At 61.7% G+C, this 13,743-nt stretch carries 11 protein-coding genes; 8 read left to right on the forward strand and 3 right to left on the reverse strand.

What is annotated here, in order from left to right; genetic code table 11:
• Positions 1-31: 31 nt before the first annotated feature.
• Positions 32-1,198, reverse strand: coding sequence for a cation diffusion facilitator family transporter (locus C1H69_RS12800; protein ID WP_102653791.1), 1,167 nt, complete (start codon positions 1,196-1,198; stop codon positions 32-34).
• Positions 1,199-1,510: 312 nt separating this feature from the next.
• On the opposite strand from C1H69_RS12800, the gene C1H69_RS12805 reads away from it, so the two are divergent.
• The 4 genes from C1H69_RS12805 (at position 1,511) to glmS (ending at position 6,747) form a co-directional block, all read left to right on the forward strand.
• Positions 1,511-2,323 carry an undecaprenyl-diphosphate phosphatase gene (locus tag C1H69_RS12805; protein ID WP_102653792.1) on the forward strand — a complete coding sequence of 271 codons (813 nt, stop codon included), beginning with the start codon at positions 1,511-1,513 and terminating at the stop codon, positions 2,321-2,323.
• A gap of 33 nt (positions 2,324-2,356) precedes the next feature.
• Positions 2,357-3,427, forward strand: a complete 1,071-nt coding sequence (locus C1H69_RS12810) for an FAD:protein FMN transferase (protein ID WP_102653793.1) — start codon at positions 2,357-2,359, stop codon at positions 3,425-3,427.
• Positions 3,428-3,518: 91 nt separating this feature from the next.
• On the forward strand, positions 3,519-4,889 hold the full coding sequence (glmU, locus tag C1H69_RS12815) for a bifunctional UDP-N-acetylglucosamine diphosphorylase/glucosamine-1-phosphate N-acetyltransferase GlmU (RefSeq protein WP_165789473.1): 1,371 nt from the start codon (positions 3,519-3,521) through the stop codon (positions 4,887-4,889).
• A 25-nt stretch (positions 4,890-4,914) separates the two neighbouring features.
• The gene (gene glmS, locus C1H69_RS12820; protein ID WP_102653795.1) at positions 4,915-6,747 is read left to right on the forward strand and encodes a glutamine--fructose-6-phosphate transaminase (isomerizing); all 1,833 of its coding nucleotides are present in this window, start codon (positions 4,915-4,917) and stop codon (positions 6,745-6,747) included.
• A gap of 73 nt (positions 6,748-6,820) precedes the next feature.
• On the opposite strand, the gene C1H69_RS12825 is transcribed toward glmS, so the two are convergent.
• Complete coding sequence (locus C1H69_RS12825) at positions 6,821-7,423, reverse strand: undecaprenyl-diphosphatase (RefSeq protein WP_102653796.1); 603 nt, start codon at positions 7,421-7,423, stop codon at positions 6,821-6,823.
• Positions 7,424-7,540: 117 nt separating this feature from the next.
• Here C1H69_RS12825 and C1H69_RS12830 point away from each other — a divergent pair, with 117 nt between their 5' ends.
• Positions 7,541-8,398: a DUF72 domain-containing protein gene (locus C1H69_RS12830; protein WP_102653797.1), complete on the forward strand. Its 858-nt coding sequence runs from the start codon at positions 7,541-7,543 to the stop codon at positions 8,396-8,398.
• A gap of 168 nt (positions 8,399-8,566) precedes the next feature.
• A complete protein-coding gene (locus C1H69_RS12835) occupies positions 8,567-9,913 on the forward strand; it encodes a sodium-dependent transporter (RefSeq protein WP_102653798.1) in 1,347 nt (448 codons plus the stop codon).
• Positions 9,914-9,976: 63 nt separating this feature from the next.
• Here the strand turns inward: C1H69_RS12835 and C1H69_RS12840 are convergent, their stop codons facing one another.
• Positions 9,977-10,177 carry a PA3496 family putative envelope integrity protein gene (locus C1H69_RS12840; RefSeq protein ID WP_102653799.1) on the reverse strand — a complete coding sequence of 67 codons (201 nt, stop codon included), beginning with the start codon at positions 10,175-10,177 and terminating at the stop codon, positions 9,977-9,979.
• A gap of 289 nt (positions 10,178-10,466) precedes the next feature.
• Between C1H69_RS12840 and hexR the strand changes: the two genes are divergently transcribed.
• Positions 10,467-11,330, forward strand: a complete 864-nt coding sequence (hexR, locus tag C1H69_RS12845; protein ID WP_102653800.1) for a transcriptional regulator HexR — start codon at positions 10,467-10,469, stop codon at positions 11,328-11,330.
• 131 nt (positions 11,331-11,461) lie between these two features.
• On the forward strand, positions 11,462-13,669 hold the full coding sequence (gene uvrD, locus C1H69_RS12850) for a DNA helicase II (protein WP_102653801.1): 2,208 nt from the start codon (positions 11,462-11,464) through the stop codon (positions 13,667-13,669).
• Positions 13,670-13,743 lie beyond the last annotated feature (74 nt).

A 13,743-nucleotide genomic window follows, 5' to 3' on the forward strand; every position in this document is an offset into this window, starting at 1 on the left:
AGGGTGTCAACTGCTGGGGCTACCAGCCGGATCAACCCAGGGCTTTCTCCGCTTCGACCCCGCCCAGCCAGGGCAGGTCGCTCGCCCGTTCAGCAAGACGTTCGGGAAGCCGGGCTGCCACCGACGTCTCCAGCGCTTCGTCGACGAATACCACCACGGTAATCTTCCCGTCCAGGTAGTGAAGCCGATAACCCACGACGTGTGGCCAGCAGGCCAGCGGCGACCAGCGCTCTGCCAGAGCCTGTTCCACTTCGGGACGCAGCGGCAGGCCGGGGAAACGGCTGGGGTCGCCTTCGCCCTCATCGTTCTCCGGGTCGATATGGAAGGTGACGTCGCTGAGAGCGGGGTAGCTTCGGCGCAGGCGTCGACTGACCTCATTGCCGATCTCATGGGCCTCCGACACGCTGATTCGCGATGCCACCACGACATGCAGGTCGACCATTGCCCGGCCGGCGGATTGACGGGTACGCAGGTCATGCACCCCTTCTACGCCGGGCACGCTGCAGGCCATCTCGTGCATCTGCTGCTGCGCGTCTTTCGGCAGGGCGGTATCGACCAGTTCCCGTGCCGACTCCCAGAGCAGATCCCAACCCACCTTGCCGACCAGCAGGCCGACGATGACCGCGGCAACGGCATCCAGCCAGCCGGCACCGAACTGGGCACCAAGCAGCGCAACCAGCACCACGGCGGTGGAAAGCACGTCAGAACGGGAATGCCAGGCATTGGCCTCGAGCAGGCGAGATTGCACCCGTTTGGCCACTCGCATGGTGTAGCGGAACAGGGCTTCCTTGATGAGCAGGGCGGCCAGGGCCAGCAGCATGGCCCAGATGCCGGGCGCCGGGATCTGGGTGCCGGTGAGCAGGCGTTGCAGGCTGGACCAGGCGATGGCCCCGGCCACGAAGATCAGCACGCTGCCCAGCAGCAGAGTGGCCAGGGTCTCGATGCGTCCATGGCCATAGTGGTGATCGTGGTCCGGTCCCTGGCGACCGTAATGGGTGGCGGCCAGCACGAAACCATCGGTAATGAGGTCCGAGAAGGAGTGAACACCATCGGCTACCAGCGCCGCGGAACCGACCAGCGAGCCCATGATGACCTTGGCGAAGCCCAGCATCCCATCCAACCAGACGGCGATATAGGTCGCCCGCTTGGCCTGCCGGGTCTGGTCGTTGACGGACATCGTGTTCACGGGTTGCTCCATCTTGTCTGCAGAGCCGGGAGGTGAAATATATCGCAACAAGCTGTGAGCCTCATGACAGCATCGAAGAAACCGTCCCCTCATGGAGTTTCGCACTCCCGCTACGTCAGGTGAAGCCACCTGACGGATAGACACTGCTTGACCGGGCCCAGGTAGAGAATCCGGTCTATCTCCGGTAGTGACTGAAACTGACATCGTAACGCAGCGGACAAGTCACATCCGGGCGTGTATCCTTTTCGCGTCCGCCGATATGCATCGTTGTCAATCGACCGTTACCGACACGGCAGTGCTCTTCGCTGTCAGAGGATCGCCACAATGGATTGGCTACAGATCGTTTTTCTCTCCCTCATCCAGGGTCTGACCGAATTCCTGCCGGTTTCAAGCTCGGCGCACCTGATTCTGGTGCCGGTGTTCACCGGCTGGAACGATCAGGGTCTGGTGTTCGATGTCGCGGTACACCTCGGTAGCCTGCTGGCGGTCATCCTCTATTTTCGCCATGAACTGGTTCGGATGAGCATCAGTTGGGCCGGTTCCTGGAGGGCTGGCTCCCTGATCGGAGCGCTCAGTGACCCGGACGCCCGGCTGGCCTGGTGGGTATTGCTGGCGACCATTCCGGTGTGTGTCATCGGCTTCATCTTCCACGATGCGATTGAATCGGGCATGCGTTCGCCAATCATCATCGGCCTGGGGTTGATCGGTTTCGGCTTGTTGCTGAGCTATGCTGACTGGCGCCGCCGTTCCGGCCGAAGTGAGTACCAGCTTACCTTGAAGGACGCATTACTGATCGGCGGGGCCCAGGCGCTGGCCTTGATTCCCGGCACCTCACGCTCTGGTATCACCATCACGGCGGCGCTGCTGATGGGAATGAGCCGCGAGGGGGCGGCACGCTTCTCCTTCCTGTTATCGATACCGGTCATCTCCCTGGCCGCCGGCCTGGAAATCGTTGGCCTGGTCAGCGAACCAGCCGCCATCGATTGGGCGGCACTGTCCGCTGGGGTATTGTTGTCCGGCGTTAGTGCCTATCTCTGCATTCATTACTTTCTGGCGTTCATAAAACGGATCGGAATGCAGCCCTTCGTGGTCTATCGCATCATTCTGGGTCTGTGGCTACTGTGGGTCTTCTGGTAGCCGTGACGTTGCCTTATGGGAGTTTCCTTTGTCATGAACCTGTTCTTTCGGCCTGCAGTGCTGGGCTCTTTGCTTCTGGGCATGCTGATGTCCGGCTGTTCGGAGAGTGAACGCCCTCTGGACTCACCGGTTCGCCTGGACGGTGCGATCTTCGGTTCCTTCTATCAGATCACCATTGTCGATCCGCTTACCCAGAGTGAAGCCAACCGGCTCGAAGAAGGCGTTATCGAAGTGCTCGAGGACGTTGACGCTGCCATGTCGATCTACCGCGACGATTCGGAGCTGGTGGCCTTCAACCAGTCTCCGGTAGACGATTGGCAACCACTTTCCGATGAGTTGATCGAGGTCTTGGCCATCAGCCAGTCGGTGGCCGATGCCAGCGATGGCGCCTTCGATGTCACGATTGGCAGTCTGGTCAACCTGTGGAGTTTCGGCTCCGAGGCGCAGCCCCGCGAAACGCCGAATGAGAATGTGCTGGCCGAGCGCCTGGCCGAGGTGGGCCCGGACAGCATCGAACTGGATGAGAACGAACTCCAGGCCCGGAGGCTGCGGGATGTCTTCGTCGACCTGGGTGGCGTGGCCAAGGGGCATGCTACGGACCGAGTGGCAGCCTATCTCACCGGTGAGGGCATCGAGCACTACATGGTCAACCTGGGCGGCGACCTGATCGTTCGAGGTTACCGTGACCGCGAGGGCCAGCCCTGGCGCATCGGTATCGAGGCACCCCTGGATGATCGCCAGGAAGCGACCCATATCCTGCCGTTGCACGATATTTCGGTGGCTTCTTCCGGTGACTACCGCAACTATTTCGAAGTGGATGGCCAGCGCTACTCGCATACCATCGACCCGCGTACCGGTCGACCTATCGAACACCGCCTGGCTTCCGTGACCGTGGCCCATCCCTCCAACGCCTGGGCGGACGCCTGGGCCACGGCGATGATGGTGCTGGGTGATGAAGCAGGCCTGGCCCTGGCCCGACGGCAGGACCTCAAGGTGTTGATACTGATACGCGAGGATACGGGGTGGACAAGCGTGGTCTCGCCCGCCTTTGCCGACCACTTCGGTGAATCGGTGATGGAAGAGCTCGGGCTCGAGGTCCAGTGAGATGTAATGAGTGAAATCCAGTCTCGGCTCGGGCTGACGAACCTATTAGACTGTAACGACAAGCGAAAAAAGACCAAGGACAAAAGGAGTCATGATGTCCCTCGATGTGGTGATTCTGGCCGCCGGGCAAGGAACGCGGATGCGCTCGGACCTGCCCAAGGTGTTGCACCGCCTGGCCGGCAAGTCGATGGTGCGCCATGTGCTCGATACGGCCCAGGGGCTCGAGGCAGACAGATTGCATGTGGTGGTGGGCCACGGGGCGGACCGTGTAAGGGAAGCGCTGGGTGATTATCCGGTGCGCTTTGCCCTGCAGGCCGAGCAGAAGGGCACCGGACACGCTGTTGCGCAAACCCTCGATTCACTGGGCCGGGGCAAGGTCCTGGTGCTCTATGGCGATGTGCCATTGATCCGTCGCGAAACCTTGTCCAAGCTGCTGGCAGAGGTCAGCGAGTCACGCATGGCGCTGCTCACCGTGACCCTGGACGATCCCGGCGGATATGGCCGAATTCTGCGTGATGACGATGGCGATGTGGTGGCCATCGTCGAGCAGAAGGACGCCAGCGAAAGCGAACTCGGCATTGACGAATGCAACACCGGCATCATGGCCATGACGGCTTCGCAACTGCAGCGCTGGTTGCCTCGGCTGTCCGCGGACAATGCCCAGGGCGAGTACTACCTGACCGATGTGATCGCCATGGCTGCCGGCGAGGGTGTGGCGATCGCTACCGCCCACCCCTCTCACGCCCTGGAAGTGGAGGGGATCAACGACCGTGTGCAGATGGCCAGGCTCGAACGCGCCCACCAGGCAAGAATCGCCGAGCAATTGATGGCCCGGGGTGTCGCGCTGCTCGACCCGGCACGCTTCGACGTCCGCGGCAACCTGACCTGTGGCCACGACGTCGAGATCGATGTGGGCTGCGTCTTCGAAGGTGACGTCGAGCTGGGCGTGGGAGTGCGCATCGGCGCCCACTGCGTGATCCGTGACAGCCATATCGGTGCCGGTTCGGTGATCGAGCCCCACAGCATGATCGACGGTGCCGTGGCGGCAGGGCGAAATCGCATCGGACCCTTTGCCCGGCTGCGGCCGGGCTCGCGGCTGGCGGTGGGGGCCAAGGTGGGCAATTTCGTCGAGACCAAGAACGTCGAGGTGGGAGAGGGCAGCAAGATCAATCACCTCAGCTACGTGGGCGATGCCCGCCTGGGGCGTGACGTGAACGTGGGCGCCGGTACCATTACCTGTAACTATGACGGTGCCAACAAGCACTGTACCGAGATCGGCGATAACGCCTTCATCGGTTCCAACACTGCCCTGGTGGCACCGGTCAGTATCGGTAGCGGTGCTACCGTGGGGGCTGGGTCGACGATCAACAAGGATGTGGCCGACAACGCACTGGCCGTTTCCCGGGGGCGGCAGATCAACAAGACCGACTGGTCTCGACCGAACAAGAAAACCGACCATTGAGCCGAGATTACTGAGGGAATCGTCCATGTGTGGAATCGTTGGCGCCGTTGCCCAGCGCAATGTGCAAGGCATCCTGCTCGAGGGACTCAAACGCCTGGAATATCGGGGCTATGATTCGGCCGGCATGGCTGTGCTCTCGTCGGGGAGACTGCAGCGATGCCGAGCCCTGGGCAAGGTGGCCGCTCTCGAGGCGCGGCTCGAGAGCGAACCGCTTGAGGGAAGCTGCGGCATCGCCCACACCCGCTGGGCCACCCATGGCAAGCCCAGTGAAGCCAATGCACACCCTCATCATTCGGGTGAGCGGCTGGCCGTGGTGCACAACGGTATCATCGAGAATCACGAGACACTTCGCGACGACCTCCGCGATATCGGCTACGAGTTCGAGTCACAAACCGATACCGAAGTCGTCGCACACCTCATGGACCGGGAATACCGAAAGGGCGATGGACTGCTGGTCGCGGCCCGGCGGGTGCTGGCTAAACTGGAAGGCGCCTATGCCCTGGCCGTGATGCATGCCGATGAGCCCGATGTGATCATCGGAGCCCGCAAGGGGAGCCCGCTGGTGGTGGGAGTGGGGATCGACGAGGCCTTCCTGGGCTCTGACCCCCTTGCATTGCTGCAGGTCACCGATCGCTTCATCTATCTGCAGGAAGGCGACGTGGTGCGTCTTTCCAAGGGTGGTGTCATCGAGGTGTTCGACGACAATGGCCAGCCCGTCGAGTACACCGTCCATACGTTCGAGCACGGCGACGGGGTGGCCAGCAAGGGCGACTACCGCCACTTCATGCTCAAGGAGATCTTCGAGCAGCCAGCGGTCATCGCCGCGGCCCTGGAGGGGCGGCTGGGTGAACATAGCGTACTGGTGGAAAGCTTCGGTCCCGAGGCCGAAGCCCTGTTCGCACGCGTACAGCAGATCCATATCGTGGCTTGTGGTACCAGTTTTCATGCCGGCATGGTGGCGCGCTATTGGCTGGAGCGCTACGCCGGCGTTCCGGTGCAGGTGGAGGTGGCGTCGGAGTATCGCTACCGGGCGGTGGTGGTACCTGAAAACACCCTGTTCGTGACGCTTTCCCAGTCCGGCGAGACTGCCGATACTCTAGCGGCGTTACGCTTTGCTCACGAACAGGGCTATCTGGGCAGCCTGGCGATCTGCAACGTTCCGGGCAGCTCGCTGGTGCGTGAATCCGACCTGACCCTGATGACCCAGGCTGGCCCCGAGATCGGTGTTGCCTCGACCAAGGCTTTTACCACGCAACTGGTCGGCCTGATGCTGCTGACCCTGGCGCTGGGCCGAGTCAGGGGGCTATCGAACGACACCCAGACGGAACTGGTTTCTGCGCTGCGTGGGCTGCCGCGTCTGGTCAGCCAGGTCCTGGCACTGGATGGTGGGATCGAAGCGCTGTCGATGGCGTTTGCCGAGAAGCAGCATGCCCTGTTCCTGGGTCGTGGGGCGCATTTTCCCATTGCACTCGAGGGTGCACTGAAATTGAAGGAAATTTCCTATATCCATGCCGAAGCCTACCCGGCGGGTGAGTTGAAGCACGGCCCGCTGGCACTGGTGGACAGTGACATGCCGGTCATTTCAGTGGCGCCAAACAACGAATTGCTCGGCAAGTTGAAATCCAATCTGCAGGAAGTGCGGGCACGTGGTGGTGAATTGTTCGTTTTCGCCGATGAAAGTGTCGGCCTGGACGAGGAAGAGGGCGTCCGGGTGCTTCGGCTGCCGCATATTCATGACGCGCTGGCCCCGATTCTCTACACCATACCGCTACAACTGCTTAGCTATCACGTGGCTGTGCTCAAGGGAACCGACGTGGATCAGCCCCGTAACCTGGCCAAATCGGTTACCGTCGAGTGAGATCCGGGTCGGCATGGCGCATGGCTCGTCGCGTCGTATTCTCCCTGGACAGTTCGCTGAGCCCCGGCAGGGCTCAGCGCTGCACCCAGCCGCGTGCAATCAGCGGTGCAAACAGCAGATGGTAGAGTCGCCTGGCAACGCGATGGTAGAAGGGAAGTACCAGCCAATTGCGGTTGGCGCCGACGGCCAACGCCATTGAGGCGGCCAGCAGGGCAGCGCCCAGCATATCCTGTGGGAAATGCACGCCAAGGAAGACCCGTGCCCAGGCCACCGGTAGCGCCAGCAACAGCAGATAGCGTCCGATGCGACGGGTGCCCTCATGCAGCCAGAGACTGAAGGCCATGGTCAGCATGATGGTCATGTGATTACTGGGAAAGGCAGATGTCGGGGCGTGTTCGAGGAAGTGCTGGCCTACCGGCACCATGAACGGACGCGGCATCGGCCAGAACATGCCGATCAGCCAGCTCACCGCCAAGGCGAGCAGGGTGGCCATAAAGGCCTCGAGCAGGGGTTGTTTCAACCGGTCACTGCCGCGTAGCCATCCGGCCACCAGGAGCGCCGGGATCATCCAGATCAGATAGACGGCACAGAATTCCGCCACCAGCAGCCATCCGGTTCCGATATCGGGTGCAGCGTTGATACGCTCGAACAGGGTCAGATTCAGGGTCATCTCCATGCAGTCGCTCGGCGTCGGGATGACGCTTCCTTTCTATTTCGGCAGGCGTGAAAGGCGCTATGCTGCCACTCGCTGATCGGCACTACCTATTCTTTTTGTCATGGAAGTGTAGCAAAAATGTCAAAAATGTATCTGGGCTTGCCTATGTGGGCCAATACCGAGTGGCGCGGTTCCCTGTACCCCCCTCACGCAGGACATGAGGGGTGGCTACCCGACTATGCGCGTGTCTTTTCCGCGGTGGAAGGCAACACCACCTTCTACAGTGGCGCGCCGCGGCAGGAAACGGTCGCGGCCTGGGCACGCCAGGCGCCCCCCGACTTCCGGTTCTGCTTCAAGCTGCCTTCTGCGCTGACCCATGAGCGACGACTTTCCGGTATCGAATCCGCCTTCGATGCCTTCCTTGACGCCCTGGCGCCAGTTCAGGACAGACTGGGCCCGTTGATGGTGCAATTACCACGGGATTTCGGGTCCGATGAGCTGCCACAGTTGGAAACGCTGCTATCGCGCTGGCCTGCCGGTGTTCCCTGTGGGGTTGAGGTGCGTCACCGGGAATTTTTCCACAAGGGAGCGGCGGAAGTCGCTTTGAACCGTCTGTTGATAACTCATGGTGCCAACCGGATCATGCTGGATGTGCGCCCGCTCTTCTCGACCCCGGCAAATGGCTCCCCTGGACTGGCACAGGCACAGAGTGAAAAGCCAAGACGCCCGTTACACGTGATTTCCACGGGAAACCAGCCCCTGGTACGGTTCATCGGTCATCTCGACGAAGACATCAATTCACACTACTTCACACCATGGATAGAGCGGCTCGGCCTGTGGATAAAACAGGGGAAAACCCCTTTTTTGTTTGTGCATACCGCTGATAACCGACGGGCGCCACAATTCGCACGCACCCTCTATGACCGGGTTGCCAGCAGCCATGCGTTGTCCCCTCTGGGAGCCTTTCCGGGCGAGCGTCAGGCCTGCCTTTTCTAACGCGCACACTTGATCGATCGGGATAGAGCCACGCTTTGACAGGGCGTCACTAGCCACGGAGCATATGATCGGATAGATTTGCCGTCATCCTTGCGAAAATCCACCGTATCTACTGCGATTTTCGTCATGAGGCATATCAACAACCGCATATACGACAACAGGTGATTCATGTCGAAACTCGTCCATGCACAATGGTCGTCGAAAATGGGCTTCGTGCTCGCGGCCACTGGATCGGCGGTGGGGTTGGGGAACATCTGGCGCTTTTCCTATCTGGTTGGCGACAATGGGGGTGCCGCCTTCGTGCTGGTCTACCTGGCCTGTGTGGCCGTGGTCGGCCTCCCCGTGCTGGTCGCCGAATGGCTGATTGGCAGGCGTGGCCAGAAGAATCCCATCAACGCCATGTCGGAGCTGGCCAGCAAGAACGGCCATCCCAAGGCGTGGGCCCTGGTCGGCGCCAGCGGTGTCGTTGCCGCTTTCCTGATCCTTTCCTTCTATAGTGTCATCGGCGGCTGGTCGCTCTCCTACACGCTGGGCTCGGTCATCGGCACCTTCACCGGCCAGGATGCCGATGGCGTCGCCGCCACCTTCGATGGGCTGCTGGGTAATCCGGGCCTGCTGTTGCTGTGGCATACCGCCTTCATGGTTCTGGTGGTATGGATCGTGGCGCGTGGGGTAACCAAGGGTCTGGAAAGCGCGGCCCGCATCATGATGCCGGCGCTGGTGGTATTGCTGCTGGTGCTGGTCGGCTACGGCATGACCACCGGGTATTTCGGCGAGACGCTTGCCTTCATGTTCCGCCCCGACTGGAGCGCGCTATCCGGTGATGTGGTGCTGGCGGCCATGGGCCAGGCCTTCTTCACCCTGTCGCTGGGCATGGGTATCATGATGGCCTATGGCTCCTACCTCGGCGAGGACGTCAAGCTGCTGGGCACCGCCCGCACGGTGATCATCCTCGATACCGGCATCGCGCTGCTGGCCGGCCTGGCGATCTTCCCCATTGTCTTCGCCAATGGCCTGAGCGCCAGCGAGGGGCCAGGGCTGATCTTCGTCACCCTGCCGCTGGCCTTCGGCAACATGACCGGCGGTGCATTGCTGGGGCTGACGTTCTTCCTGCTGCTGACCTTCGCCGCTCTGACCTCTGCCATTTCGCTGCTCGAGCCGGTGGTGGAGTTCGTCGAGGAGCGCACGCCGTTCTCCCGCGTGATGGCGACCCTGGCTGGTGGTATGGCGGTCTGGGTATTGGGCATTGCAGCGCTGATGTCGTTCAACATCTGGCCTGTCCCGATCATGTTCGGGCTCAATGTGTTCGATTTCCTGGACACCTTTACCAGCAGGATTCTGCTTCCCTTGACCGGTCTGGGTGCGATCGTCTTCGTGGCCTGGTGCCTGGACCGCAGGAGCGTGGCAGACGAGTTGAACCTGTCGGGAGGCTCGGAGCAGCTGTGGCACATCGTGGGTCGCTATGTGGCGCCACTGGGCGTGTTGCTGGTATTCATCAACAGTCTGATGGGATAACGGCACCCGGCGAGCCCTGTCGATCAGGGCTCGCTGCTGCGTCGAAGTCTGACGTGGTCGACGTCAATGCCTCTCGTCATCGGCCAGGTCGGCAATATCGCGCTCGAGCTGCTTGAACTCGTTGTGCAACTCGATCCCACGGCGGGCGCGCAAGTTGCGCTGGGCAGCGGTGCGGGAACGTCTTTCGTGTTCGGCAACGTTCATGCTCATGAAGATGTCGAGAAGTTCACTCTTGACGAAGGTTACTCGTTCGACCTTACTCATGATCGACTCTCCCCTTGTTCTTCTTTCGCAGTAGCTTTCTTGCGGTGACTATTCCTGCAGCAGCCTTCCGGCAATGGATTCTTTGGTGCTTCCTTCCTTCATGCCCTTGGCTTTGCCTGTAGAAGTGCTGCGCGACATGACAAATCGTATTATACCTCACTTGACAGAATGGTGACGAAGTGGGTCATTCCACGCACCATGGCCGAAACTCCCACCAAGCACTCGTGATGGGGCATACTGTCGTCATGACCGATAGCCAGCCCTCTGCGAGCCAACCAAGGAGTTCAGCGTGAGCCGCGCCCTGTTCGATGAGATGAGACGCCGCATGGAGCACTTTCGTCGCTCCGAGCAGAAGGTGGCGCGCTACGTGCTGCGTAATCCCGATGAAGTGATCCACATGCGCATCGTCGACCTGGCCACCGAGGCCAAGGTCAGTGAACCTACCGTGGTGCGTTTCTGTCGCGCACTGGGCTGCAACGGGTTCCAGGATTTCAAGCTCAAGCTGGCACAGATGCTGGCGTCGGGTAGCCAGTTCGCCCAGTTCTCGATGAATGACGACGACTCGGTTACCGAGTTCTCCCAGAGTATCTTCGACTCCACGGTGGGCACCCTGCTGTCGGTGCGCGACCGGCTGGACAACGAGGCGCTGAGCCGGGCGATCAACGTGCTGGCCATGGCCAATCGGGTGGAGTTCTACGGCTTTGGCGCCTCGGGTGCCGTGGCCTACGACGCCCAGCACAAGTTCTTTCGCCTGCAGATATCCACAGCCGCCTACGCCGACCCGCACATGCAGAACATGTCGGCGGTGACCCTGAAAGAGGGCGACGTGGTCGTGGCCATTTCCCAGACCGGCCGGACCCGCGCGCTGGTGGCCAGCGTCCGCCTGGCCCGTGAGGCGGGCGCTACGGTAATCGGCCTCTGTCCCAGTGGATCTCCGCTCTCCGAGGAGGTCACCCTGCCGCTCCATATCGACGTGCACGAGGACACCGAGATCTATACCCCGATGAGCTCGCGCATCGCCCACCTGGTGCTGGTCGATGTACTGGCAGTAGGGGTGGCCAAGACCCGGGGGCCCAAACTCGCCGAGCAGCTAAAGGCGGTGAAGAAGAGCCTGACGCCGCTTAGGTTCCCCGAACAGGAAGGCAAACCATAGCAGTTGGAACACGCGGCTTTTCCGGCGCCACTCATGCGCGTCGTGAGTCGACCGCCCGCCAGCGGCAGGTCTGGCAGGATTCGATATGCTAAGCTAGGCGTCCATTTTCGAACCGGCAGTTCCCCTGCGATATGGACGATGTCACGGCGATTCTCGATCAGTTGAACCCCGCCCAGCACGAGGCGGTCAGCGCTCCCCAGGGCAACATGCTGGTGCTGGCCGGCGCCGGCTCCGGCAAGACCCGAGTGCTGGTGCATCGCATTGCCTGGCTGATGCAGGTCGAGGGCCTCTCGCCCTATGCGGTGCTCGCCGTGACCTTCACCAACAAGGCGGCCCGCGAGATGCGGACCCGCCTGGAGGCTCTGCTGGGTCTATCGCTGCGCCATGTCTGGGTGGGCACCTTCCACTCCATCGCCCATCGTCTGCTGCGCACCCATTGGCAGGACGCCCGGTTGCCCCAGCATTTCCAGATCATCGACAGCGACGACCAGCTGCGGCTGGTCAAGCGGCTGCTCAAGGAGTATCGGGTCGATGACGAGCGCTACCCGCCGCGACAGGTGCAGTCCTTCATCTCCGGCTGCAAGGAGGAGGGGCTGCGCCCCCATCAGGTCGATGCCCATGGTGATGCCTACCTGGCGCAAATGGTGGAGCTCTACGAGCGTTACCAGCTGACCTGCGAGCGTGGCGGCCTGGTCGACTTCGGTGAACTGTTGCTGCGAAGCCTGGAGCTCTTGCGCGACACCCCGGCGCTGCTGGCCCACTATCAGGAGCGCTTCGGCCATGTGCTGGTCGACGAGTTCCAGGACACCAACACCCTGCAGTACGCCTGGCTCAAGCTGCTGACCGGTATGAAGACCCCGATGACGGTGGTGGGTGACGACGACCAGTCGATCTATGGTTGGCGAGGGGCCCGGGTGGAGAATATTCGCCGCTTCGAGCAGGAATTCAGCAATACGCGCACTGTCCGCCTGGAGCAGAACTACCGTTCCACCAGCGCCATCCTCGAGGCCGCCAACGCACTCATCAGCCACAACGCCGAGCGCATGGGCAAGGAGCTGTGGACGGCTGGCAGCCGGGGTGAACCGATTTCGATCTACGCCGGGTTCAACGACCTGGATGAAGCGCGCTTCATCGTCGATACCATCAAGGAGAAGGTCGACGAGGGCTACAATCGCCGCGAGATCGCCATTCTCTACCGCTCCAACGCCCAGTCGAGGGTGCTCGAGGAGACACTGATTCGCCAGGGCATGCCCTATCGTATCTATGGCGGCCATCGCTTCTACGAGCGCCTCGAGATCCGTAATGCCCTGGCCTACCTGCGGCTGCTGCTCAATCGCGATGACGACGCCTCGCTGGAGCGCATCATCAATGTGCCGGCGCGTGGCATCGGGACGCGTACCGTGGAGCTATTGCGTGAGCGGGCTCGCCATACCGGTGTCACGCTGTGGCAGGCGCTCCATGATGCCCTTTCGGAAGCCTCCCTCAAGGGTCGGGCCGCCAGTGCCATCAAGTCCTTCGCCGATCTCATCGAAAGCCTGGATAACGAGACGGCCGGCATGGCACTGCACGAGATCATCGAGTACGTCAACGACCGCTCGGGGCTGATCGAGCATCACCGCAACGAGAAAGGGGAGAAGGGCCAGGCTCGGGTCGAGAACCTGGAAGAGTTGATCAATGCCGCCCGCGCCTTTACCCAGGGTGACGCCGCGACGGAAGCGGAAACCGGCGAGGGAGCGGCGGCGCTGGAGGCCTTTCTGGCCGAAGCGGCACTCAATGCGGGTGAGCACGAGGCCGATGAATTCGAGGATGGGGTGCAGATGATGACGCTGCACTCCGCCAAGGGGCTGGAGTTTCCCGTGGTATTCGTGGCCGGGGTGGAAGAGGGCCTCTTTCCCCATCGCATGTCTCTGGAAGAGCCGGGCCGCCTGGAGGAGGAGCGTCGGCTCTGCTACGTGGGCCTGACCCGGGCCATGAGCAAACTCTACCTGACCTATGCCGAGATCCGGCGTATGCATGGCAAGGAGACCTTCCAGCGCCCCTCTCGCTTCCTGCGTGAAATTCCCGCCGAGTACATGGAAGAGGTGCGGCTGCGTGGACAGATCTCCCGGCCGGTCACCGTGATGCGTCCTGCTGTCGGGTTGTCCCGCCAGACCTCGGTCAACGGGGGTGGCGACCTTCCCAGCCTGAGCCTGGGGCAGCGAGTCCGGCATCCGGTGTTCGGCGAGGGTGTCATCCTCAACGCGGAAGGCGAGGGGGAGCGTGCCCGGGTTCAGGTCAGCTTCGAAGGCGAGGGTGACAAATGGCTGGTGTTGGGGTTTGCCAAGCTGACGCCTCTCTGAGCCCGCTTCCCGTTGATGTCTACGTCAAAATGCGTGGTTGCCGGCTAATTTGACGTTGCCGCATACTCTCAGTC

The organism is Billgrantia endophytica (assembly GCF_002879615.1).
GTDB lineage: Bacteria > Pseudomonadota > Gammaproteobacteria > Pseudomonadales > Halomonadaceae > Halomonas > Halomonas endophytica.